This is a genomic window from Lysobacter sp. HA18 (assembly GCF_054057595.1).
In genome coordinates this window covers 2678725-2699971 of the sequence record NZ_JBSRZL010000001.1, presented here as the reverse complement: position 1 = coordinate 2699971, position 21247 = coordinate 2678725, and the positions used below count along the sequence as shown (strand labels likewise).

The window sequence follows — 21247 nt, the reverse complement described above, 5'->3', positions numbered from 1 at the left end:
GTCCCGTCGTGTCCAAGAAGAAGAACCGCAACCGTCAACCGAATCCGCCGCGCGGGCCGGTCGCCGTCGCCCCGCTCGGTCAGCAGACGGCCGCGGCGCACGATGACGAGATCGAAGACACGGATGACATCGACGCCTTGGCGGATGCCGACACGGCCGTCGACGTCGCGCTGTCGCAGGCGGTCGCGATGGGCAGCGTCGAGCCGGACACGGACGATGCCGTCCCCACCGTCTACACGCCAGTGGGTCCGGCGCAGCCGAGCTGGATGCAGGAATCGGCCGACATCCGCGGCGTGCTCATCCAGGTGGCGGGCGGTCGACTGCTGTTGCCGAACGCGACGATCGCGGAGGTGCTGTCCTACGCCGAGCCGGAAGAGGGCGCGGGCGCGGACTGGCTGCTCGGTCGCTTCCGCTGGCGCGGTTGGCAGATTCCGCTGGTCGCGTTCGCGCGCATGGCCGGTATCGGCGACGACAATCCGGGCCTCGGCACGAAGGTCATCGTGCTGAAGGCACTCGGCGGCGACACGCGCATTCCGTTCTTCGCGATCGTGACGCAGGGCTTCCCGCGCCTGGTCACCGTGTCGCGCAGCGCGCTCAGCGTCGAGTCGCAGGACGGCGACCTGCCGGCGGGCGTGCAGGCGCTGGTCCGCCTCAACGAAGAACCGGCGCTGCTGCCCGACCTGCTGCAGATCGAGCAGCGCCTGCGCGAGGTTCGCGAGGCGGCGTAACGCAGCCGCGTTGCTGCGATGAAAGGCCGCCTTCGGGCGGCCTTTCTCGTTCTGACGATCAGCTCAGACGAGGTCCCCGAAGCGCGCCTGCAACGCGGCGATCGCCGCGAGCCCGGCGGTTTCGGTGCGCAGGATGCGCGGCCCGAGGCGCAGACCGTCGAAACCCGCGGCACGCAGTTGCTCGCGATCCAGTGGCGACCAACCGCCTTCCGGCCCGACGGCGATGCAGATCGACGACGCATCATCGAGCGCCATCGTTCGCAGCGAACGCGTGCCTTCGGGATCCAGCAGCAAGCGCATCGTGTGCGGTTCGAGCGCTGCGAGCGCCGCGGCCAGCGTCACGGGCGCCGCGACATCCGGCACCATCGCGCGCCCGCACTGTTCGCAGGCCGACGCCACCACGCTGCGCCAGTGATCGAGGCGTTTAACTGCGCGATCGCCGTCCAGCTTCACGTCGCTGCGCTGCGACCACACCGGCAGGATCGTGTCGACGCCGAGCTCCGTCGCCTTCTGCAGGATCAGGTCCATCTTTTCGCCCTTCGCCACGCCCTGAAGCAGTGTGATGCGCAGCGGGGATTCACGATCGACTGGCGTCGCGTCGCCGATGAGCAGGCGTGCATCGCGCTTGCCGACCGCGAGCAGCGTCGCCGCGTAGTCATTGCCGTCGCCGTTGAACACGATGCAGGCATCGCCTGCGCCGAGCCGCAGCACGCGCGTGAGGTGCGCCGCCGGGCCTTCGGGCAAGGTGATCTCGGCGCCCGTCGACAACGGCTGCGCGACGTGGACGCGGGTCATGCGCATGTCGGGTCTCCGAACGCCGCATCGATCGCGTGTCGCGTGGTGTCGGCGAGCAGGTCGAGCGCGTCGTCGCCGACGCAGTAAGGCGGGAACCAGTAGAGGACGTCGCCGAGCGGGCGCAGCAGCACGCCGCGCGCGATCGCCTCGCGATACGCGCGAAGGCCGCGACGTCCGGCGATTTCCACTGCGGTGCCGTCGGCGGCTTCGCGGTCGGCCGAGAGTTCGATCGCGACGATCATGCCGGTCTGTCGCACATCGACGACGTTCGGATGCGTGCGGAACGACGCCGCGCGCTCGGCCATCTTGCGGGAGGTAGCGACATTCCGCGCGAGCACGTCATCGCTCTCGAAGATCGACAGCGACGCCAATGCAGCGGCGCAGCCCAGCGGGTTGCCCGTGTAGCTGTGCGAATGCAGGAAGGCTCGATCGCGCGAGTCGTCGAGGAATCCGTCGTAGATGCGCTGCGTCGCCAGAACCGCGGCGAGCGGCAACGACCCGCCGGTGAGCCCTTTCGACAGGCAGAGCAGGTCCGGCGCGATGCCCGCCTGTTCGCAGGCGAACATCGTGCCGGTACGACCGAAGCCGACCGCGATCTCGTCGGCGATCAGGAATACGCCGTGTGCGTCGCAAATCTCACGCGCGCGGCGCAGATACGCCGGGTGGTGCATGCGCATGCCGCCCGCGCATTGCACCAGCGGTTCGAGAATCAGCGCGCACGCGCTGTCGCCATGTTCGACGAGCAGCGCATCCAACGCATCGGCCGCACGATGCGCGCGCTGCTCCGCGGTTTCGCCGTCGGCCGTAAGAAACGCATCGGGCGACGGCGCGAACATGGCTTCGGCCAGCAGCGGCGCGTAGACACGGCGATACAGCGGAATATCGCCGACGGCCAGCGCGCCCAGCGTTTCGCCGTGATAGCTGTTTTCCAGCGCGACGAACTTGGTGCGTCGCGTCTCGCCCGCGTTGCGGAACCAGTGGAACGCCATTTTCAAGGCGACTTCCACGCCGGCCGAGCCGTTGTCGGCGAAGAACACCTTGGCCAGCGGCGCGCGGCCGGGCTGCTTCGGTGCGAGCGCGACAAGACGCTCGGCCAGTTCGACCGCTGGCGCATGCGTGCAACCGGCGAGGATCACGTGCTCCAGCGTGCGCGCCTGCGTTGCGATCCCCTCGGCGATGCGCGGCTCGGCGTGGCCGTGGATGCAGGTCCACCAGCTTGACACCGCGTCGAGGTAGCGGCGCCCGTCCATGCCGACCAGCCATTCGCGCTCGCCGCGCGCGATCGGCAGCAGCGGCAGCAGGTGCGGGTGCTCGCGCATCTGCGTGCACGGGTGCCAGACGACGTCGAGATCGCGGCGTCGCCAGGAATCGGCAGGGCTTTCGCCGGCCCCTGCTAGGATCGTGTCGTGATCGAGCCTGTTCATTCCGCCATTATCCCGCGTCGCGCCGGCCCTTCGTCGAGGCGCGCATGAAGACGCTGCCGACCATCCACGGCGTGACCCAGCACGACGCCGGGCCCTACCGCATGGAGCGGCTGGATCTCGAGTTCAGCAACGGCGAGCGTCGCCAGTTCGAGCGCCTGCACGGGCGCGGACACGGGGCAGTCGTTGTCGTGCCTATGCTCGACGACGAGACCGTTCTGCTCGTGCGCGAATATGCCGCCGGCTTCCATCGCTACGAACTCGGGCTGGTGAAAGGTCGTATCGACGCCGGCGAGACACCCGAGCAAGCCGCGGATCGCGAGCTGAAGGAAGAAGCCGGCTACGGCGCGCGTTCGCTGCTGCGCCTGCGTGAACTTTCGCTGGCCCCGACCTACATGAGTCATGCGACGCAGCTCGTCATCGCGCGGGACCTCTACGAGCAGCGCCTGCCCGGCGACGAACCCGAACCGCTCGACGTCGTGCCGTGGAAGCTGGATGCACTCGACGAGTTGATCCTGCGCGACGATTTCTCCGAAGGCCGCTCCATCGCGGCGTTGTTCATTACCCGCGAATGGTTGAGGAAGTCCCGTGATTGATGCCGCCCTGCGCGCGTCGCTGCTCGCGCTCGCCGTCGACGCCGCGCGCGCGATTCTCGATGTGTACGACACGTCGTTCGATGTCGAGCGCAAGACCGATGCCTCGCCGCTCACCGAAGCCGACCTCGCGTCGCATCGCTGCATCGCCGAAGGGCTTGCAAGTCTGACGCCCGACATCCCGGTGCTGTCGGAGGAAGCCGAGCACAAGGTCGCGCCGGAAGTACGTCGCGAGTGGAAACGCCTCTGGATCGTCGACCCGCTCGACGGCACGCGCGAGTTCGTGAAGCGAAATGGCGAGTTCAGCGTGAACATCGCGCTGGTCGAGGATGGCGTCGTGACATGGGGTGTCATCCAGGCGCCGGTGACGGGTGTGATATGGCACGGCGGCGCGGAGTACGGCGCGTTGCGTCGTGCGCGTCTCGATGCTGACGATGAATCCGTGCGTATCCGCACGCCTGCCGCATCGCCGATGCATGTCGCGGCGAGCCGCTCGCACAAGGACGGCCGCAGCGAAGCCTTCATCGACGCGATGCGCACACGCGGCGACGTCGAACAGCTCAACCTCGGCTCGTCGCTGAAGTTCTGTCGCATCGCCGAAGGCGCATTGGATCTGTATCCGCGTTTCGGCCCCACCTGCGAATGGGACACCGCTGCGGGGCAGGCGATTCTCGAAGGCGCGGGCGGGCAGGTGGTCGATCCGCGCGGCCGGCCGCTGCGCTACAACGTGCGCGACACGCTGCTCAACGGCGACTTCATCGCGATCGGCGACCCGCAACTGCCGTGGCGCGACTGGACCGCGGCCGCGCAGAGGGTCATGCAGCGATGACGATGCCCGGCGACGCGCGCGATGTTTCCACACTGATCGCGATCATGGCCAAGCTGCGCAGTCCCGATGGCGGTTGCCCGTGGGACGTGCAGCAGACCTTCGCGACCATCGCGCCGTACACGATCGAGGAAGCCTACGAAGTCGCCGATGCGATCGAGCGCGGCGACCTGCATGACCTGCAGGGCGAACTCGGCGACCTGCTGCTGCAGGTGGTCTTCCATGCGCGCATGGCGGAAGAGCAGGGCACGTTCGCGTTCGCCGACGTCGTCGAATCGATCAACGACAAGATGGTGCGTCGTCATCCGCATGTCTTTGGCGACGCGTCGTCGTTCGCGGATGCCGATGCGCAGCTCGTCAACTGGGAAGCGATCAAGCGCGACGAACGCGCGGCACAGGGCGACGCCGATACGTCGGCACTCGCCGGCATCGCGCGCGGCCTGCCGGAATGGCAGCGGGCGGTGAAATTGCAGAAGCGCGCGGCGTCGATCGGTTTCGACTGGCCCGGCCCGGCGCCGGTCATCGACAAGTTGCACGAAGAGATCGACGAAGTGCGCGTGGAATTCGCATCGCTCGCAAGCGGCGACGACGGCGCGCGCGATCGGCTCGAAGACGAGATCGGCGACCTGCTATTCGTCGCAGCGAACCTCGCACGGCACGCGAAGGTCGACCCCGGCGTTGCGTTGCGCCGCGCGAACGCGAAGTTCGAACGACGCTTCCGCGCGATGGAACGCATGGCCGCGGCCGACGGCGTCGATCTCGCGTCGCTCGATCTCGACGCGCAGGACGCCTACTGGAACCGCGCGAAAGCCGAGGAACGCGGCGGCTGATTCGCTACGGGCTGTGCTTCCAGCCCGAGCGTGACATGCAGGCCTGGAACGCGGTCGCGCGTGCATTGGCATCGGCGACACCCGATGTCTCGCCGCGACATTGCGCTTCCATCGATGCATCGGGCGAGTTGGAGTTCGAACTCCATGCCCCGCCACTGGCACAGGCGGCGAGGAACGGAAGCAGGACGACGAGCGCGAGACGCTTCATGGCGCGACTCCTTGAGGGATGCCTGCAGCGTAGCCCTGCAAAACCTCGCGTCATCGCCGTTCGGCGGCCGCTCAGAGCTTCACGCGGCCCGTGAGGATGTCCTTGAACATCACCCAGTCGCCCATCAGCGAATACAGCGGATGACGGAACGTGGCGGGCCGGTTCTTCTCGAAGACGAAATGACCGACCCATGCGAAGCCGTAGCCGCAGAGCGGCGCGCCGATGAACCAGCGCGCATCGTGCGTCAGCAGGGCCGTGACGATGAAGCCGAGCACGCCGCAGCTGCCGATGAAGTGCAGGCGCCGACTGACCGGGTTCGCGTGCTCGCTGAGATAGAACGGATAGAACTCGTGGAAGCTGGAAAAGCGCTGCATGTCGGCACTCCGGGCATGCGTCGATGATGCGCCGGCGGCTTCAGTCGAGAAAGATCAGCCAGCCCGCGACGACGATCAACGCGAAACCGGCCCAGTGGTTCCAGCGAAGCGGCTGGCCCAGGTAATAGATCGAGAAGATCGCGAAGACCACCAGCGTGATGATCTCCTGCATGCCCTTGAGCTGTGGCGCCGAGTAGACGTTGCTGCCGATGCGGTTGGCCGGGACCTGCAGGCAGTACTCGAACAGGGCGATGCCCCAGCTGATCAGGATCACCCACTTGAGCGGCCGCGCTCTTGAACTTGAGGTGCCCGTACCAGGCGGCCGTCATGAAAATGTTCGAGCCAAGCAGCAGCAGGGGGCTGAGGATTCGTGCGTTCATCGAGGTCAGGGTCTTTTGAGTGAAATCGGACTTCTTCACGGCGCATAGACTGACGGCCGGGCACCTTTCACAAAACTGAAGGAGGGCTCCTCACCATGCAGACCAATCGCGACGGCGGCCTCGTCCTCATCATCGAGGACAACCGCAATATCTCCGAGATGATGGGCGAATACCTCGAAAGCCGCGGCTTCGAGGTGGACTATGCGGCCGACGGCCTCGACGGCTACCGGCTCGCTGCGGAAAACAGCTACGACGTCCTGGTGCTCGACCTGATGCTGCCGCGCCTGGACGGCGTCGAAGTGTGCAAGCGGCTGCGTGAGGAAGCGCGCAAGTCGACCCCGGTGCTGATGCTGACCTCGCGCGACACCCTCGACGAGAAGCTCACCGGCCTGTCCGCCGGCGCCGACGACTACCTGACCAAGCCCTTCGCGATCCAGGAACTCGAGGCCCGCCTGCGCGCCCTGATCCGTCGCGAGCGCCGCCAGGTCGGCGGTGAAGTCCTGAAGGTGGCCGACCTCGTGCTCGACCCGGCCTCGCTCCGCGTGACCCGCGGCGGCGTCGAGCTGCAGCTCTCGCCGATCGGCCTGCGCCTGCTGACCATCCTGATGCGCGAGTCGCCCCGCGTGGTGAGCCGCCAGGAAATCGAGCGCGAGATCTGGGGCAACGGCCTGCCGGACTCCGACACCCTGCGCAGCCATCTGTACAACCTGCGCAAGACCATCGACAAGCCGTTCGACAAGCAGCTGCTGCACACCGTGCAGTCGGCCGGCTACCGCATCGCCGATATCTCGCAGCCGCCGGAGTAATCCGGCGACCGCATGGCGCACGGTCTTCCCCGAAAGATCAAAGTTGCGTTCATCGTCCAGGCTCTCCTCGCGAGCCTGGTGATGGCGGTTGGCATCGCGTGCGCGGAACTGGGTGTCCGCCACGTGCTGCTGACCGCGCGCCTGCGTGACGAAGCGGCATCGGCATGGACGACGATCGAAACGTCGCCGTCCGCGCCGCTGCCGCACAACTCGCGGATGACGACGTACTTCGTGCCGGTCGGCGGTTCGACTGCCGCGGTGCCGATGTCTCTGCGCGGCATGCGGCCCGGGTATCACGTGCCCATCTGGCGGTCGCCGGCGTACCTCATCGAGCGCCACAAGGCCGGCACGCTGTACCTGGTCTTTGATCCGACGCTCAGCGATTCCGCGATCTTCTGGACCGGCGGGCTCAGCCTGCTGCTGGCGCTGCTGGTCACTTACATCTCGGCGTGGCTGACGTACCGCACGTCCAAGCGCATGGTCGCGCCGGTGAGCTGGCTCGCCAGCGTGGTGTCGCGCTGGGATCCGATCGCGCCGAACGCGGGCCTGCTGTCACCGCAGCAGCTGCCACTCGATTCCGGCATGGAAGTGCGTCGCCTCGCGCACGCACTTCGCGGCATGGCCGGTCGCGTCGGCGAGTTCGTCGATCGCGAGCGCCGCTTCACGCGCGACGCAAGCCACGAGCTGCGCACGCCGCTGACGGTGATCCGCGTCGCCTCCGACATCATGGCCGCCGACAACGAGCTGCCGGATCGTTCGCGACGCGCGGTCGGCCGCATCCAGCGCGCCGGCCACGACATGCAGTCGGTGATCGACGCGTTCTTCATCCTCGCGCGCGACGCCGAGATCGAAGCCGAAAGCGAGCGCTTCGACATCCACGAAGTGGTCGATGACCAGGTCGAGATCGCGCGCGGGCACCTCGGGAACAAACCGGTCGAGATCGTGGTCCGTGATGAAGGCGGGGGCGTCATCGACGCGCCGCGACGCGTGCTGTCGCTGATGGTCGGCAACCTGTTGAGCAATGCGGTCCGCTTCACCGAGGCGGGCCGCATCGATGTGGTGCTGGGGCCGGACCACATCGAAGTGCGCGATACGGGCGTCGGCATGACCCGGGAAACGCTGGCGCAGGCGTTCGACGCCTTCTACCGGCACGACCGGGACGCGGCTGACGGCATGGGCATCGGCCTGTCGATCGTGCGTCGCCTCGGCGAACGTTTCGGCTGGACGGTGGAACTGGAGAGTGCACCGGGCGAAGGGACAGTCGCGACCATCCGGCTCCGTCACTGATCTTCTCTGTCAACGCGGCACGCTTTCGTGCGTTGCCAGTCGTTGACGCCCCTTTGCATCCGCCTTCGAAACCTTCCGCATGAGTCGACCCGGTTCCGCCGTACCCCGTCCCGCGCGCCGTCGCGGCCTGATGATCCTCATCGCGCTGGTGGTGCTAGCCGCGGCCGGTGGCTGGGCCTGGAAGCACCACAAGGCCGCGGCGGGTGACGCCAACGGCGGCTACCGCACGGCGAAGGTCGATCGCGGCGACATCCGCGTCGTGATCTCGTCGACGGGCCAGCTGAGCGCGATCTCCACGGTCGTCGTCGGCAGCGAGGTGTCCGGCAAGGTCACCGACGTGCTGGTCGACTACAACGATCACGTGCACAAGGGCCAGGTGCTCGCGCGCATCGACCCGAGCACGTACGAGGCGCAGATCGCGCAGGGCAGCGCGCAGATCAATGCCGCGCAGGCGACGGCCGCCGAAGCCGAGGCCGCGCTTCGCAATGCGCAGGTCGACTACACGCGCAAGGCGGAACTCGGCAAGCAGAAGCTCGTCGCGCAGGCCGATGTCGACCTCGCGCTGTCCACGCTGCAGCGCGCACGCGCCACGCTCACCGCGAACCGTGCGCAGATCGCGCAGCAGCAGGCGGGTGCACGCACCGCACGACTCAACTTGGGTCGCACCGAAATCCATTCGCCGGTCGACGGCGTCGTGCTGACACGCAGCATCGAACCGGGCCAGACGGTCGCGGCCAGCCTGCAGGCGCCGGAGCTGTTCAAGCTCGCGGAAGACCTGTCGAAGATGAAGATCGAACTCGCCGTCGACGAAGCCGACATCGGCCAGGTCGCGCCGGGCATGCGTGCGACGTTCACCGTTGATGCGTATCCGGATCGCCGCTTCGTCGGCGAGGTGTCGCAGGTGCGTCTGTCGGCGACCACGACGAACAACGTCGTGACGTATCCGGTGGTCATCCAGGTCGACAATCGCGACGGCAAGTTGCTGCCGGGCATGACCGCGAATGCGGAGATCGAAGTCAGCAGCCGCGACAACGTGCTGCGCGTGCCGAACGCCGCGCTGCGCTACAAGCCGACCGACGAGGAAGCCGCTGCGATGCAGGGCGGTACTCAGGGCGGCGCAGCGCAGGGTGCGGGTGCCGGCGGTGGCCGCATGGGCATGACCGACGACATCCAGAAGCTCGCGACGTCGCTCAACCTCAATGCGCAGCAGAAGGCGGCGTTCGATGCGGCCGTCGAGCAGATGCGCCAGCGTCAGCAGGCGCGGATGGCTCAGGCGCAAGCCCAAGGCGGCGCGGCCGGCGGCAGTCGTTTGTTCGGCGGCGGGCCGGGCGGTGGCGGCGGCCGCACCGGCGGTGGTGCGCCGGGCGGCGCGTCGGGCGGTGGCGATCCGGCGATGCGCCAGCGCATGGCCGAACGCATGACGCAGCAGTTCTCGTCGTTCCGCGTCACGCTCGATGCGAACCAGCAGCAGGCATGGGATCGCGGCATCGACCAGTTGCTCGCGGCGCGTCGCGCACCGCTCTATCTGCTTGTCAACGGCGCTCCGAAGATGACGATGGCGCGACTCGGCGCTAGCGATGGCTCGTACACCGAAGTGTCCGGCGGCGGCATCAAGGAAGGCGATGCGGTGATCACCGGCGCGGAGCGCAAGACGAAATGACCGACGCCGTCATCGAGACGCGCGGACTCGGCAAGGTCTATTCACCGGGAAGTGAGGCCGAAGTCGTCGCGCTGCGCGGCGTCGAGCTGCACATCGGTCGCGGCGAATTCGTCGCGATCATGGGGCCCTCGGGCTCGGGCAAGTCGACGCTGATGAACCTGCTCGGCTGCCTCGACACGCCGAGCGAAGGCGTCTACCTCTGTGACGGCGTCGACGTCGCCACGCTCGACGCCGAACAGCGCGCGCAACTGCGCCTGCGCACGATCGGCTTCGTATTCCAGGGTTTCAACCTTCTGACACGGCTCGATGCGCTCGAGAACGTCGCGATGCCGCTGACCTATGCCGACCTCCCGCGTGTCGAGCGTTTGCAGCGCGCGCAGGCCGCGCTTGAAGCCGTCGGCCTCGGTGCGCGCGTGCATCACCGTCCGAGCGAACTGTCCGGTGGTCAGCAGCAGCGCGTCGCCATCGCACGCGCGCTGATCAATCGTCCGCCGGTGCTGCTGGCCGACGAACCGACCGGTGCGCTTGACACGAAGACCGGTGAGGAAATCCTTGCGCTGTTCAAGCAGCTTCGCGACGACGGCCATACCGTCGTGCTGATCACGCACGATCCGGAAGTCGCGGCGCACGCCGACCGAGTCTTCGTGATGCGCGACGGCGAACTGCATCCGCAGACCGATGAAACACGTGTGCCCGATATCGCACCGCCCGCGCATGCCGGTCCGTGGACGGAGGGGGCGACATGAAGCTCAGCGAGACCATTCGCACTGCGACCTTCTCGCTACGCGGCAACTGGTTGCGCAGCGCGCTGACGTCGCTCGGCGTGATCATCGGCATCGCCGCGGTCATCGTGATGGTGTCCGTCGGGCAGGGCACGCAGGCGGAGATCGACAAGCTCGTGTCGGGCCTCGGGTCCAATCGTCTCGACGTCGCACCCGGCCAGGGTCGCGGCCAGGGCGGCGTCCGCATGTCGGGCAGCTCGTTCTTTACGCTCACCGACGGCGATGTCGAAGCGATCCGTCACGAGATTCCGGAAGTGCAGTACGTCGCCGGCACACTGCGCGGCAATACGCAGGTGGTGTTCGCCGAGAACAACGCATCGACGTCGTGGCAGGGCGTGCAGCCCGACTGGTTCTCGATCAACGAATGGGTGATCGCGAGCGGCCCCGGCTTCCAGCAACCCGACTACGCGGGCGGCAAGGCGGTGATCATCGGCGAGACCGTGCGACGCGAACTGTTCGGGGACGAGGATGCGGTCGGGCAGACGATCCGTCTGGGCCGCGTGCCGTTCACCGTCGCCGGCGTGCTGAAGTCGAAAGGCCAGGGCGGTTTCGGGCAGGACCAGGACGATCTCGTTGTGGTGCCACTCGAGACGGCGCGCCGCCGACTGATGGGTTCGATGGGGCTCCCGGCCGGCGCGGTGATGCAGATCGCGGTCGGCGTCGGCGATGCGAAAGACCTCGACTACGCGCAGGGCGAGATCGAAGCGCTGCTGCGCCAGCGCCACAAGATCCAGCCGGGTGACGAGGACGACTTCAACGTGCGCAACATCGCGGAAGTCGTGGCGACGCGTACGCAGACGACGAAGCTGATGTCGCTGCTGCTCGGTGCGGTCGCGAGCATCTCGCTGATCGTCGGCGGCATCGGCATCATGAACATCATGCTGGTGTCGGTGACCGAGCGAATCCGCGAAATCGGCCTGCGCATGGCGGTCGGTGCGGGCCCGCGCGACATCCAGCGCCAGTTCCTCGCCGAAGCGATGTTGATCTCGCTGATCGGCGGCGCGCTCGGCATCGGCATCGGCGTGCTCGGTGCGATGGCGGTCGGCAAGTTCGGCTCGCTGCCGGTGAAACTCGACAGCAGCATCATCCTGCTCGCTGCCGGCTTCTCGATCGCGACCGGCCTGTTCTTCGGCTTCTATCCGGCACGCAAGGCGTCGCGACTCGACCCGATCGAAGCATTGCGGTCGCAGTGACGCAATAAGAGAAGGCGGCCCGAAGGCCGCCTTCCATGCGCATCGATATCAGCGCGAGTACAGCAGGATGTTCGGCGAACCGCTGCCCGGGTTGCTGACCTTACCGGTCGTTCCGTTCGTGGTGAGCCAGCTGCGCACCTGCGACGGCGTCGCCGACGGAACACGCTGCAGGTAGAGCGCCGCAGCGCCCGCCACGTGCGGCGATGCCATCGACGTGCCGCTGATCGTGTTGGTCGCAGTGTTGCTCGTGTACCACGACGACGTGATCGAGCTGCCCGGTCCGAACAGGTCCACGCAGCCGCCGTAGTTCGAGTACGACGCACGTGCATCGGACGAGGTCGTCGCACCGATCGTGATCGCACCCGCGGCACGCGCCGGCGAGTAGTTGCACGCATTCGAGGCGTCGTTGCCGGCAGCCACGACCACCGCGACACCGGCGTTCGACAGGTTGTTGACCGCGGTATCCACCGCCGACGACGCACCACCGCCGAGGCTCATGTTCGCCACCGCAGGCTTGACCGCATGCGTGCGCACCCAGTCGATGCCCGCGATCACGCCCGAGTTGCTGCCCGAGCCGCTGCAGTCGAGCACGCGCACCGGAACCAGCGTCACCGACTTCGCGACGCCGTAGGTCGAGCCGCCGATCGTGCCGGACACGTGCGTGCCATGCCCGTTGCAGTCGGTGGTGCCGCGGCCGTCGCTGATCGCGGTGTAGCCCGAGGCGACGCGTCCACCGAACTGCGAATGCGACGACAGGATGCCGGTGTCGATCACATAGGCGTGCACGCCGGAGCCGGTGTAGTCGTAGGTGTAGGTGCCGTTGAGCGGCAGCGAGCGCTGGTCGATGCGATCGATGCCCCACGTCGCGCCGCTCTGCGTGGCGGTCGCGGTGACGGTCGCGTCTTCTTCGATGAACGCGACGCGCGGATCCTTCAGCATGCGGCTGATGACCGCTTCCGGCGCATGCACGACGAAGCCCTGCACGGCGGTGCGATAGACCATGCGCACGTCGCCGCCGAAGCGCGCGGCGAGATCGACAGCCGAATTCTCGGACGCGGTCGCGAGGCCTTTGTCACGCGCGAGGCCAGCGGGCACCGACAGGCGCGACGGGTTGAACACGACGATGTACTGATTGTCGATGCGATTCTTCTGCGCACGGACGAGGGTGCCGGCGTGCGCGGCGGAGGAAGCCAGGGCCACGGAAATGGCGAACGCGAGGACGCACTTGCTGTTCATTGCTGCTCCATCAGAAGTTTCGGGGGAGGGTGGTCGCGTCGTCCGACGTCGACCATCGCGCCGAGCAAGCAGGAATGCGGGCAGGCGGCGCGGCAGTGACAATCCAAACGCGGGTTGAATGCTGTCAACCACCGATGGCCGAAGAAGCTGAAGAACTGCGTTAGGAAAGATCAGCAGCAGTCGAGGAGCGCGAAGAAAACTCTGGAAAACAAGACGTTTCCGGCGCGCGCTGTAATTCCTATAGATGCGCTATGAGCTTCAGCGTCGTGATGGATCGGTCAAGATTCGTGTTGCGTTGCAGCGTCGAATGGACGCTCGCAACGACGTGCTAGCGGCCGTTATGCTCGACCGATCCGACCGGAGCCTCACCCATGCGTCGCTACGCACCTTTGCTGCTGCTCGCCCTCGCCATGACCGCCAACGCCCAGACCGCTTCAACGCCACCGCGCACCGCACTCGTCATCCACGGTGGCGCGGGTTTCGTGCCGAAGGAAACGTTGAGCGAAGCCGACCAGAAGGAATTGCGCGACACGCTCAATCGCGCGTTGGACGCCGGCAATGCGGTGCTGCAGAAGGGCGGCCCGGCGGTCGATGCAGTGGAAGCCGTGATCCTCGTGCTCGAGGAGTCGCCGCGGTTCAACGCAGGCAAGGGCGCGGTGTTCAACGCGAAGGGCGGGCATGAACTCGACGCCGCGATCATGGAAGGCCACACGCGACGCGCAGGCGCGGTCGCTGGCGTCAGCACCGTGCGCAACCCGATCAAGCTCGCACGCGCGGTGATGGAGCACAGCCCGCACGTCATGCTCGCGGGCGCAGGCGCCGAGGCATTCGCCGATACGCAGAAGGACATCCAGCGCGTGCCCAACACGTGGTTCGACACGCCCATGCGTCGACAGCAGCTCGAGGAAGCGCAGCGCAAGGAAAAGGCGGACGCGAAGGCGGTGATCATTCCCGCCGACGACGGCAACGTGCGTCGCTATCTCGGCACGGTCGGCGCGGTGGCGCTCGACAAGGCGGGCCACATCGCCGCGGGCACCAGCACCGGCGGCATGACCAACAAGCGGTTCGGACGCGTCGGCGATTCGCCGATCATCGGCGCGGGCACCTGGGCCGACGAGCGCTGCGGCGTATCGGGCACCGGCTGGGGCGAGTTCTACATTCGCGCCAATGCCGCGCATGACATCTGCGCGCGCGTCGAGTACAGCAACGTGCCGCTCCAGCAGGCGGCGGACGAGGTCATCAACAAGATCATCCCGGCGATGGGCGGCGACGGTGGCGCAATCGCGCTCGATCGCGACGGCAACATCGCGATGCCGTTCAACAGCGGCAGCATGTTCCGGGGCTGGATCCGCCCGGACGGCAGCCGCGGCGTCGCTATCCACGAAGACTGACGCCCCGCGTAACCGCGCGCGGCCCGGGCGATCGCGCCGCCGGCCGCGTGCCACAATCGCCGCGGGCGCAGACCGGGGATCCGCGCCGTCTCGACTGCCGAATGGACGGGCGGTGCCCCGGCCCGGCCGTCGAAGAGAGCATCGCCATGGCCGACACCGTCGGACACCTGCCGCGCCATCCGCTGCGCGTCCTCCAGGCCACCCGCTGGTCCCTCCAGGGGCTGTGGGCTGCGTGGAAATACGAATCCTCGTTCCGCTTGGAAGTCTGGGTGTTCGTCGTGCTCGCGCCCGTGGCGGTCTGGCTGGGCCACACCGGCGTCGAACGCGCGCTGCTGATCGGCTCGATGCTCGCGGTGATGGCGATGGAGCTGCTCAACTCGGCGATCGAAGCGGTGATCGAGCGCTACGGCGCCGAATTCCACGAGCTCGCCGGCCGCGCGAAAGACATGGGCTCGGCCGCCGTGTTCGTGATGATGGTCAATGCGTTGGTGACCTGGGGCGCGATCCTCCTGCCGCGCCTGTCAGCGCACGCCGCGTAAACTGCGCGACCCACGACGACGGAACCACGCGATGGAGATGCTGCTCGACCCGCAGACCTGGATCACGCTGATCACGCTCAGCACGATCGAGATCGTTCTCGGCATCGACAACCTCGTCTTCATTTCAATCGCGGTGAGCCGTTTGCCGCCGGTCGCGCGTGACCGCGCACGCCGCATCGGCATCGCGGTCGCCTGCATCACGCGCATCGCGCTGCTTCTGACGCTCGCATGGCTGGCCGGCCTCACCGATCCGCTGTTCGAAGTTCTCGGCCGCGGCATTTCCGTCCGCGACCTCGTGCTGATCGTCGGCGGCCTGTTCCTACTGGTGAAGGGTTCGGGCGAAATCCGCGACCTCATCGTCGGCGAAGGCGACGAGGCCGACGTGCACAGCAAGCCGGCTGCATCGTTCGGCCTGGTGATCGCGCAGATCGCGGTCATCGACATCGTGTTCTCGCTCGACTCGGTGATCGCCGCGGTCGGCATGGCCAACCAGCGCATCGTGATGGTCGCGGCGATCCTGCTCGCGGTCGCGGTGATGCTGCTGGCGTCGAAGCCGTTCGGCCGTTTCATCGACGCCAACCCGTCGATCAAGATGCTCGCGCTCGCCTTCATCGTGCTGGTCGGCGCGTACCTGATCCTCGAAGGCATCGGCCTGCACATCCCGAAGGGCTACATCTACGGCTCGATGGCGTTCTCGGGCCTGGTCGAAGGGCTGAATCTGACCATGCGTCGCCGCGCGCAGGCACGGCAGCTGGAGCACTAGCGCAGGCGGCCGTCACGTCGTATTTATTGCCGCTGCCGGAGGGTGTTCCGCCGGCGACGCCGACCGACGACCGAGGCCCGAAATGCGCAAGCTGCTCAACATCCTTCTGCTGCTCACGCTCACCACGCTGCTGAGCGGTTGCGGCTACAACACCATCCAGCAGAAGGACGAGGCGGTGAACGCCGCCTGGTCGCAGGTGCTCAACGTCTACAAGCGCCGCGCGGACCTGGTGCCCAACCTCGTCAACACGGTGAAGGGCTATGCGAGCCACGAAGAGCGCGTGCTGACGGAAGTCACCGAAGCGCGTGCGAAGGTCGGCAGCATCAACGTCAACGCGAACGACCCGAATTCGCTCGCGCAGTTCCAGGCCGCGCAGGGTCAGCTGCAGAGCGCGATCGGCCGCCTGCTGGTGGTGAGCGAGCAGTATCCGCAACTCAAGGCCGACCAGAGCTTCCTGCAGCTGCAGGCGCAGCTGGAAGGCACCGAGAACCGCATCACCGTCGAGCGCCAGCGCTACATCCAGACGGTGCAGGACTACAACACCTACATCCGCCAGTTCCCGACGAACCTGACGGCGATGATGTTCCACTACAAGCCCAAGCCGAACTTCACCGTCGAGAACGAAGCGCAGATTTCGAACGCGCCGACCGTCGACTTCGGTACGTCGCCGCCGGTGAACATGACGCCCGCCGCGCCTGCAGCGGCGCCGGCACCGCAGGCCGCGCCGACGACGACCGCTCCGGCTACGCAGCCGCAGGGCTGATCGAACGCCGATGCGCGCGCGTCTTCTCCGCTTCGTCGTCGCGATCGCCCTGTTCGCGACGACGCTCACCGCGCTCGCGCAGAACCTCGCGGCGATCCCGCCGATGACATCGCCGGTGGTCGACACCACCGGCACGATCGACGTCGCGACCAAGCAGCAACTCGAGCAACAGGCGCTCGACCTGCAGAAGCGCAAGGGCGCGCAGCTGCAGATCCTGATGATTCCGACGACGCAGCCGGAAGACATCGCGCAATACGCCACGCGCGCGTACGACCAGTACAAGCTCGGGCGCCAGAAGACTGACGACGGCGTGCTGATCATCGTCGCCAAGGACGATCACCGCGCGCGCATCGAAGTCGGTTACGGGCTGGAAGGCGCGATTCCCGACGCGACCGCAAGCCGCGTCATCAACGAATACATGGCGCCGCATTTCAAGCAGAACGACTACGCAGGCGGCCTAGTCGAAGCGACTAAAACGCTGACGCAGATCATCGACGGCGAAGCCCTGCCGCCGCCCATGGCCGCGCAGGACACGACCGGCGCACGAGTGTCGAAGCACGGCAACCCGATGTTCGCGCTGATCGCCGCGTTCTTCGTCGCGCAGATGGTGCGCGGCATCTTCGGCGGCACGCCGGCGTTCTTCCGCGGCATCGCGGGTGGCATCGCCGCGGGCGCGATCGCATGGTTGCTCGCATCCGTTTTCATCGGCGGCATCGGCGCGCTGATCGGCCTCTTCATGGGCCTGTCCGGTGGACGCCGCGTCCGCTACGCGCGTGACGCCGGTTTCGGCGGTTGGTGGGGCGGCGGCGGTTTCGGAGGCGGCGGTTTCGGTGGAGGCGGCTTCGGCGGCGGTGGTGGCTGGGGCGGTGGCGGCGGCATGAGCGGAGGCGGTGGCGCCTCGGGGAGCTGGTGATGCGTGCATTGCGTCATCTGTTCGCACCCTCGTCCGCACGCGTGTTTCCGCCGGACGCACTGGAGCGCATCGCGACCGCGATCGCCGCGAGCGAGGCACGCCACACCGGCGAGATCTGTTTCGCGGTCGAAGCCGCGCTGCCGATGCGACTCGCGCTGGTCGACCACGGCCCGCGAGACCGCGCCGTCGAAGTGTTCACCCGCCTGCGCGTATGGGACACCGAAGCGAACAACGGCGTGCTGGTCTACATCCTGCTCGCCGACCGCGCGATCGAGATCGTCGCCGACCGCGGCTTCAACGGCCGCGTGTCCGACGCCGAATGGGCCGCGATCTGCAACGGCCTGGAAACGGCGATGGGTGCGGGCGATACCGAAGGCGGCGTCATGCGATCGATCGAGGCGATCTCCGCGCTGCTCGAACAGCATTTCGCGCGCCCGCCGGGTTACGTCGACACCAACGAGCTGCCCGACCGCCCGCACCTGCTCTGATTCGCGACGAGCCGCTCGCGGACTGTGACGCGGGCCCGCCGAACGGCGACAATGGCGGCCTCTCCGACGTCGGCCCGACCTGATGACGTATCTGCACGACATCAACCCGATCGCCCTCCACCTCGGTCCGGTGCAGGTGCACTGGTACGGGGTGATGTACATGCTCGGGTTCATCGCCGCCTGGATGCTCGGCCGTCGCCGCATCCGTGAGGGCCGGCTGCCCGGTGTCGACGAACAGGCGTTCGGCGACCTGCTGTTCTACGGGATGCTCGGCGTCGTGCTCGGCGGACGCATCGGCTACATCCTGTTCTACTCGTTCGGCGAATTCCTCAAGAACCCGCTGCTGATCTTCCGCATCTGGGAAGGCGGCATGAGCTTCCACGGCGGCCTGCTCGGCGTCATGGCCGGCGTGTGGTTCTGGTGTCGTCGTCGCCGCATGCATTTCATGGACGCGATGGATTTCGTCGCGCCGCTGGTACCGCTGGGCCTCGGCTTCGGGCGCATCGGCAACTGGATCGGCGGCGAGCTGTGGGGCAAGCCCACCGGCGGCGGCTGGGGCGTGATCTTCCCGCGCAGCCTCGATCAGCCCTATGCGTCGATGCCGATGGCGCAGTTGCGCGAACTGCACGCGAAGGGCGCGCTCGACGCATTCGCGCGTCATCCGTCCCAGCTCTACCAGGCGGTGCTCGAGGGCATCGTCATGGCGTCGATCCTGTGGTGGTATTCGAGCCGCCCGCGTCCGCGCTACGCCGTCGGCGGCATGTTCGCGCTGCTGTACGGTCTGTTCCGCTTCCTCGTCGAGTTCGTGCGCATGCCCGACGAGCAGATCGGCTATCTCGCATGGGGCTGGCTAACGATGGGTCAGGTGCTGAGCCTGCCGCTGATCGCACTCGGCCTGTTCTGGCTGTGGTGGTCGCGCCGGCAGCCGACGCTGGAACCCGCACCGCAGGCGAGCTGACATGCAGGCCTATCTCGACCTGCTGCGACACGTTCTCGACCACGGCACGGTCAAGAGCGATCGCACCGGCACTGGCACGCGTAGCGTGTTCGGTTGGCAGATGCGCTTCGATCTCGCGCGGGGTTTCCCGCTCGTCACCACCAAGAAGCTGCACCTGCGCTCGATCATCCACGAGCTGCTGTGGTTCCTGAAAGGCGAGACCAACGTCGCCTATCTGCGCGACAACAAGGTCAGCATCTGGGACGAATGGGCCGATGCCGATGGCGAACTCGGCCCCGTCTACGGCAAACAGTGGCGACGCTGGACCGGTAGCGACGGCAGTGAGATCGACCAGATCAAATGGGTCGTCGACGAGATCCGCCGCAACCCGGATTCGCGCCGCCTGATCGTTAGCGCATGGAACGTCGCTGACCTGCCGCACATGGCGCTGATGCCGTGCCACACCATGTTCCAGTTCTACGTGGCCGACGGAAAACTCAGCTGCCAGCTCTACCAGCGCAGCGGCGACATCTTCCTCGGCGTGCCGTTCAACATCGCGAGCTATGCATTGCTCACGCACATGGTCGCGCAGGTCTGCGGCCTGGGCGTCGGTGATTTCGTGCACACGCTGGGCGATGCGCACCTGTATTCCAACCACGTCGACCAGGCGCGCGAGCAACTCACGCGCACGCCGCGTGCGTTGCCGAAGCTCGTGATGAATCCCGACGTCACGGATCTTTTCGACTTCCGCTTCGACGACATCGCGATCGAAGGCTACGACCCGCATCCGGCGATCAAGGCGCCGGTCGCCGTCTGATGCGCATCTCGCTCGTCGTCGCCTACGACCGTAATCGCGCGATCGGCGTCGACAACCAGCTGCCGTGGCATCTGCCGGATGATCTCAAGCGATTCAAGGCACTGACGATCGGCAAGCCCATCCTGATGGGGCGGTTGACGGCCGAATCGCTCGGCCGCGCGTTGCCGGGTCGCCGCAACATCGTGCTGACGCGCAGCGGTCGTGCGCCGTTCGATGGCATGCACGCGGTCACCAGCATTGATGCTGCGCTCGAACTCGCACGCGGTGATGGCGCAACGGAGCTCGCGGTCATCGGCGGGCGGGGCGTGTTCGAGGCGACGCTGCCGATAGCGACGACGCTGCACCTCACGCTGGTCGACACCGCAGTACCCCGCGCGGATGCGTACTTCCCGGAGTTCGATGCGGGGCAATGGCGCGAGGTCGCTCGCGAACATCATCCAGCCGACGCGAAGCACGCGTTCGCATTCGACTTCGTGGATCTCGAACGCGCCTGATCGTTCGCGTCGCGACGGTGTTCGTCGCAACGCTTACCAACGCCGACGCACTCAGCCGTTCTGCGGCTTCTGATCGTTGCGCGGCGGACGCTGTTGCTGCTGTTGCTGCTGTTGCTGCTGCCCGCGATCCCGCTGACCACCATTGCGATCGCGTCGACCATCGCGCCCCTGCGGGCGCGGCTTCGGCGGTTGCGCGGGAACGTCGCGTCCCGCCACCTGCGTGAGCTGCAGCTCATCGGTATCGAGACGCAACGCCGTGAGCTTGCCGCCCCAGACCGCGCCAGTGTCGATCATGTGCACGCCGTGACCGATGAAAAGGTTGAGTGCCGACCAGTGACCGCAGACGATCTTCATGTCGCGCGGCGCATGGCCCGGCACCGAGTACCACGGGTACAGGCCGACCGGCTGCGTGCCCGGTGCGCCCTTGTCGTCGAAGCTGATGCGCCCGCGCGGGCTGCAGAAGCGCATGCGGGTGAAGATGTTGATGATCGCGCGCCAGCGGTCGATGCCCGCGAGCCGCGGGTTCCACGCCGGCGCATCGCCGTAGATGTGCTTGAGCAGGCGCCCGTACTGGTCGCCGTGCAACACCTTCTCGACTTCGCGCGCATGGCGCTCGGCCATCGAGATCGTCCACTTCGGCGCGATGCCGGCATGCAGCATCGACCAGCCGAGTTCGCGGTCGACGTGCATCAGCTTCTGCTTGCGCAGCCACGCGAGCAGTTCATCGCGATCGGGCGCGGTAACGATGCGCAGCAGGTCCGGATTGACCTTGCGCTGTTCTTCCTCGCGACGCTCGCCGATGGCGAGCAGCGAAAGATCGTGATTGCCGAGCACCACGACGCTCTGCTCGCGCAGCGAATGCACGAGGCGCAACGTCTCCAGCGATTGCCCGCCGCGATTGACGAGATCGCCGCAGAACCACAGGCGATCCTTCGCGGGATCGAAGGCGATGCGTTCGAGCAGGCGCTGCGTCGCGTCGTAGCAGCCCTGCAGATCGCCGATGGCCCAGACCGTCATGCGTGG

24 protein-coding genes and 1 pseudogene are annotated in these 21247 nt (G+C 67.1%); 18 read left to right on the top strand and 7 right to left on the bottom strand.

Annotated elements, in window-relative coordinates; genetic code table 11:
• Positions 1–8: 8 nt before the first annotated feature.
• Positions 9–728 (top strand): chemotaxis protein CheW, encoded by a 720-nt coding sequence (locus ACVWWW_RS13265; RefSeq protein ID WP_456998712.1) that lies wholly within the window; start codon positions 9–11, stop codon positions 726–728.
• A 63-nt stretch (positions 729–791) separates the two neighbouring features.
• On the opposite strand, the gene ACVWWW_RS13260 is transcribed toward ACVWWW_RS13265, so the two are convergent.
• Positions 792–1529 carry a 16S rRNA (uracil(1498)-N(3))-methyltransferase gene (locus tag ACVWWW_RS13260; protein ID WP_027081987.1) on the bottom strand — a complete coding sequence of 246 codons (738 nt, stop codon included), beginning with the start codon at positions 1527–1529 and terminating at the stop codon, positions 792–794.
• Positions 1520–2947 (bottom strand): adenosylmethionine--8-amino-7-oxononanoate transaminase, encoded by a 1428-nt coding sequence (bioA, locus tag ACVWWW_RS13255; protein ID WP_027081988.1) that lies wholly within the window; start codon positions 2945–2947, stop codon positions 1520–1522. The genes ACVWWW_RS13260 and bioA overlap by 10 nt, the downstream gene beginning before the upstream one ends.
• A gap of 44 nt (positions 2948–2991) precedes the next feature.
• On the opposite strand from bioA, the gene nudE reads away from it, so the two are divergent.
• Genes nudE through mazG form a run of 3 tightly spaced genes read left to right on the top strand, consistent with a single transcriptional unit; the run spans position 2992 to position 5193 of the window.
• On the top strand, positions 2992–3540 hold the full coding sequence (nudE, locus tag ACVWWW_RS13250; protein WP_027081989.1) for an ADP compounds hydrolase NudE: 549 nt from the start codon (positions 2992–2994) through the stop codon (positions 3538–3540).
• Positions 3533–4366 (top strand): 3'(2'),5'-bisphosphate nucleotidase CysQ, encoded by an 834-nt coding sequence (gene cysQ, locus ACVWWW_RS13245; protein WP_027081990.1) that lies wholly within the window; start codon positions 3533–3535, stop codon positions 4364–4366. The genes nudE and cysQ overlap by 8 nt, the downstream gene beginning before the upstream one ends.
• Entirely contained in the window at positions 4363–5193 is an 831-nt protein-coding gene (gene mazG, locus ACVWWW_RS13240; protein ID WP_027081991.1) for a nucleoside triphosphate pyrophosphohydrolase, read from the top strand. The genes cysQ and mazG overlap by 4 nt, the downstream gene beginning before the upstream one ends.
• Positions 5194–5197: 4 nt before the next feature.
• Here mazG and ACVWWW_RS13235 read toward each other — a convergent pair whose 3' ends face one another.
• The 3 genes and pseudogenes from ACVWWW_RS13235 to ACVWWW_RS13225 all read right to left on the bottom strand — a co-directional run bounded on the left by ACVWWW_RS13235 (position 5198) and on the right by ACVWWW_RS13225 (position 6155).
• Positions 5198–5401 (bottom strand): hypothetical protein, encoded by a 204-nt coding sequence (locus ACVWWW_RS13235; protein WP_027081992.1) that lies wholly within the window; start codon positions 5399–5401, stop codon positions 5198–5200.
• A gap of 71 nt (positions 5402–5472) precedes the next feature.
• Entirely contained in the window at positions 5473–5775 is a 303-nt protein-coding gene (locus ACVWWW_RS13230) for a DUF962 domain-containing protein (RefSeq protein WP_027081993.1), read from the bottom strand.
• A gap of 40 nt (positions 5776–5815) precedes the next feature.
• A pseudogene (locus tag ACVWWW_RS13225) lies at positions 5816–6155 on the bottom strand (DMT family protein).
• A gap of 95 nt (positions 6156–6250) precedes the next feature.
• On the opposite strand from ACVWWW_RS13225, the gene ACVWWW_RS13220 reads away from it, so the two are divergent.
• The 5 genes from ACVWWW_RS13220 to ACVWWW_RS13200 all read left to right on the top strand — a co-directional run bounded on the left by ACVWWW_RS13220 (position 6251) and on the right by ACVWWW_RS13200 (position 11883).
• Positions 6251–6961 carry a response regulator transcription factor gene (locus tag ACVWWW_RS13220; RefSeq protein WP_027081995.1) on the top strand — a complete coding sequence of 237 codons (711 nt, stop codon included), beginning with the start codon at positions 6251–6253 and terminating at the stop codon, positions 6959–6961.
• 12 nt (positions 6962–6973) lie between these two features.
• Positions 6974–8248: a sensor histidine kinase gene (locus ACVWWW_RS13215; RefSeq protein ID WP_027081996.1), complete on the top strand. Its 1275-nt coding sequence runs from the start codon at positions 6974–6976 to the stop codon at positions 8246–8248.
• Positions 8249–8327: 79 nt separating this feature from the next.
• Positions 8328–9908, top strand: a complete 1581-nt coding sequence (locus ACVWWW_RS13210) for an efflux RND transporter periplasmic adaptor subunit (RefSeq protein ID WP_027081997.1) — start codon at positions 8328–8330, stop codon at positions 9906–9908.
• Positions 9905–10654 (top strand): ABC transporter ATP-binding protein, encoded by a 750-nt coding sequence (locus ACVWWW_RS13205; RefSeq protein ID WP_027081998.1) that lies wholly within the window; start codon positions 9905–9907, stop codon positions 10652–10654. The genes ACVWWW_RS13210 and ACVWWW_RS13205 overlap by 4 nt, the downstream gene beginning before the upstream one ends.
• Positions 10651–11883, top strand: a complete 1233-nt coding sequence (locus tag ACVWWW_RS13200; protein ID WP_027081999.1) for an ABC transporter permease — start codon at positions 10651–10653, stop codon at positions 11881–11883. The genes ACVWWW_RS13205 and ACVWWW_RS13200 overlap by 4 nt, the downstream gene beginning before the upstream one ends.
• Before the next feature lie 48 nt (positions 11884–11931).
• On the opposite strand, the gene ACVWWW_RS13195 is transcribed toward ACVWWW_RS13200, so the two are convergent.
• A complete protein-coding gene (locus ACVWWW_RS13195; protein ID WP_051234721.1) occupies positions 11932–13119 on the bottom strand; it encodes a S8 family peptidase in 1188 nt (395 codons plus the stop codon).
• Between the two features lie 371 nt (positions 13120–13490).
• Here ACVWWW_RS13195 and ACVWWW_RS13190 point away from each other — a divergent pair, with 371 nt between their 5' ends.
• From ACVWWW_RS13190 to ACVWWW_RS13150, 9 genes are all read left to right on the top strand, one after another.
• Entirely contained in the window at positions 13491–14510 is a 1020-nt protein-coding gene (locus ACVWWW_RS13190; RefSeq protein ID WP_027082000.1) for an isoaspartyl peptidase/L-asparaginase, read from the top strand.
• A gap of 146 nt (positions 14511–14656) precedes the next feature.
• Positions 14657–15049: a diacylglycerol kinase gene (locus ACVWWW_RS13185; RefSeq protein ID WP_027082001.1), complete on the top strand. Its 393-nt coding sequence runs from the start codon at positions 14657–14659 to the stop codon at positions 15047–15049.
• A 31-nt stretch (positions 15050–15080) separates the two neighbouring features.
• Positions 15081–15812, top strand: coding sequence for a TerC family protein (locus ACVWWW_RS13180; protein WP_036141024.1), 732 nt, complete (start codon positions 15081–15083; stop codon positions 15810–15812).
• A gap of 82 nt (positions 15813–15894) precedes the next feature.
• On the top strand, positions 15895–16575 hold the full coding sequence (locus ACVWWW_RS13175) for a LemA family protein (protein WP_051234723.1): 681 nt from the start codon (positions 15895–15897) through the stop codon (positions 16573–16575).
• A 10-nt stretch (positions 16576–16585) separates the two neighbouring features.
• Positions 16586–17488, top strand: coding sequence for a TPM domain-containing protein (locus tag ACVWWW_RS13170; protein WP_027082003.1), 903 nt, complete (start codon positions 16586–16588; stop codon positions 17486–17488).
• Complete coding sequence (locus ACVWWW_RS13165; protein ID WP_027082004.1) at positions 17488–17976, top strand: TPM domain-containing protein; 489 nt, start codon at positions 17488–17490, stop codon at positions 17974–17976. Before ACVWWW_RS13170 ends, ACVWWW_RS13165 begins: the two co-directional genes overlap by 1 nt.
• A gap of 82 nt (positions 17977–18058) precedes the next feature.
• Positions 18059–18934, top strand: a complete 876-nt coding sequence (gene lgt / locus ACVWWW_RS13160; RefSeq protein WP_027082005.1) for a prolipoprotein diacylglyceryl transferase — start codon at positions 18059–18061, stop codon at positions 18932–18934.
• 1 nt (position 18935) lies between these two features.
• Positions 18936–19730: a thymidylate synthase gene (locus ACVWWW_RS13155; protein WP_027082006.1), complete on the top strand. Its 795-nt coding sequence runs from the start codon at positions 18936–18938 to the stop codon at positions 19728–19730.
• Entirely contained in the window at positions 19730–20224 is a 495-nt protein-coding gene (locus ACVWWW_RS13150) for a dihydrofolate reductase (protein WP_027082007.1), read from the top strand. Before ACVWWW_RS13155 ends, ACVWWW_RS13150 begins: the two co-directional genes overlap by 1 nt.
• Positions 20225–20275: 51 nt before the next feature.
• On the opposite strand, the gene ACVWWW_RS13145 is transcribed toward ACVWWW_RS13150, so the two are convergent.
• Positions 20276–21241 (bottom strand): symmetrical bis(5'-nucleosyl)-tetraphosphatase, encoded by a 966-nt coding sequence (locus ACVWWW_RS13145; RefSeq protein WP_027082008.1) that lies wholly within the window; start codon positions 21239–21241, stop codon positions 20276–20278.
• Between the last annotated feature and the right edge of the window lie 6 nt (positions 21242–21247).

What these genes read in the sequence shown, in the direction of transcription:
- ACVWWW_RS13260 (WP_027081987.1), bottom strand. Translation starts at nt 1,529, where the DNA reads ATGCGCATGACCCGCGTCCACGTCGCGCAGCCGTTGTCGACGGGCGCC.
- bioA (WP_027081988.1), bottom strand. Translation starts at nt 2,947, where the DNA reads ATGAACAGGCTCGATCACGACACGATCCTAGCAGGGGCCGGCGAAAGC.
- nudE (WP_027081989.1), top strand. Translation starts at nt 2,992, where the DNA reads ATGAAGACGCTGCCGACCATCCACGGCGTGACCCAGCACGACGCCGGG.
- mazG (WP_027081991.1), top strand. Translation starts at nt 4,363, where the DNA reads ATGACGATGCCCGGCGACGCGCGCGATGTTTCCACACTGATCGCGATC.
- ACVWWW_RS13235 (WP_027081992.1), bottom strand. Translation starts at nt 5,401, where the DNA reads ATGAAGCGTCTCGCGCTCGTCGTCCTGCTTCCGTTCCTCGCCGCCTGT.
- ACVWWW_RS13230 (WP_027081993.1), bottom strand. Translation starts at nt 5,775, where the DNA reads ATGCAGCGCTTTTCCAGCTTCCACGAGTTCTATCCGTTCTATCTCAGC.
- ACVWWW_RS13220 (WP_027081995.1), top strand. Translation starts at nt 6,251, where the DNA reads ATGCAGACCAATCGCGACGGCGGCCTCGTCCTCATCATCGAGGACAAC.
- ACVWWW_RS13215 (WP_027081996.1), top strand. Translation starts at nt 6,974, where the DNA reads ATGGCGCACGGTCTTCCCCGAAAGATCAAAGTTGCGTTCATCGTCCAG.
- ACVWWW_RS13210 (WP_027081997.1), top strand. Translation starts at nt 8,328, where the DNA reads ATGAGTCGACCCGGTTCCGCCGTACCCCGTCCCGCGCGCCGTCGCGGC.
- ACVWWW_RS13205 (WP_027081998.1), top strand. Translation starts at nt 9,905, where the DNA reads ATGACCGACGCCGTCATCGAGACGCGCGGACTCGGCAAGGTCTATTCA.
- ACVWWW_RS13200 (WP_027081999.1), top strand. Translation starts at nt 10,651, where the DNA reads ATGAAGCTCAGCGAGACCATTCGCACTGCGACCTTCTCGCTACGCGGC.
- ACVWWW_RS13195 (WP_051234721.1), bottom strand. Translation starts at nt 13,119, where the DNA reads ATGAACAGCAAGTGCGTCCTCGCGTTCGCCATTTCCGTGGCCCTGGCT.
- ACVWWW_RS13190 (WP_027082000.1), top strand. Translation starts at nt 13,491, where the DNA reads ATGCGTCGCTACGCACCTTTGCTGCTGCTCGCCCTCGCCATGACCGCC.
- ACVWWW_RS13185 (WP_027082001.1), top strand. Translation starts at nt 14,657, where the DNA reads ATGGCCGACACCGTCGGACACCTGCCGCGCCATCCGCTGCGCGTCCTC.
- ACVWWW_RS13180 (WP_036141024.1), top strand. Translation starts at nt 15,081, where the DNA reads ATGGAGATGCTGCTCGACCCGCAGACCTGGATCACGCTGATCACGCTC.
- ACVWWW_RS13175 (WP_051234723.1), top strand. Translation starts at nt 15,895, where the DNA reads ATGCGCAAGCTGCTCAACATCCTTCTGCTGCTCACGCTCACCACGCTG.
- ACVWWW_RS13170 (WP_027082003.1), top strand. Translation starts at nt 16,586, where the DNA reads ATGCGCGCGCGTCTTCTCCGCTTCGTCGTCGCGATCGCCCTGTTCGCG.
- ACVWWW_RS13165 (WP_027082004.1), top strand. Translation starts at nt 17,488, where the DNA reads ATGCGTGCATTGCGTCATCTGTTCGCACCCTCGTCCGCACGCGTGTTT.
- lgt (WP_027082005.1), top strand. Translation starts at nt 18,059, where the DNA reads ATGACGTATCTGCACGACATCAACCCGATCGCCCTCCACCTCGGTCCG.
- ACVWWW_RS13155 (WP_027082006.1), top strand. Translation starts at nt 18,936, where the DNA reads ATGCAGGCCTATCTCGACCTGCTGCGACACGTTCTCGACCACGGCACG.
- ACVWWW_RS13150 (WP_027082007.1), top strand. Translation starts at nt 19,730, where the DNA reads ATGCGCATCTCGCTCGTCGTCGCCTACGACCGTAATCGCGCGATCGGC.
- ACVWWW_RS13145 (WP_027082008.1), bottom strand. Translation starts at nt 21,241, where the DNA reads ATGACGGTCTGGGCCATCGGCGATCTGCAGGGCTGCTACGACGCGACG.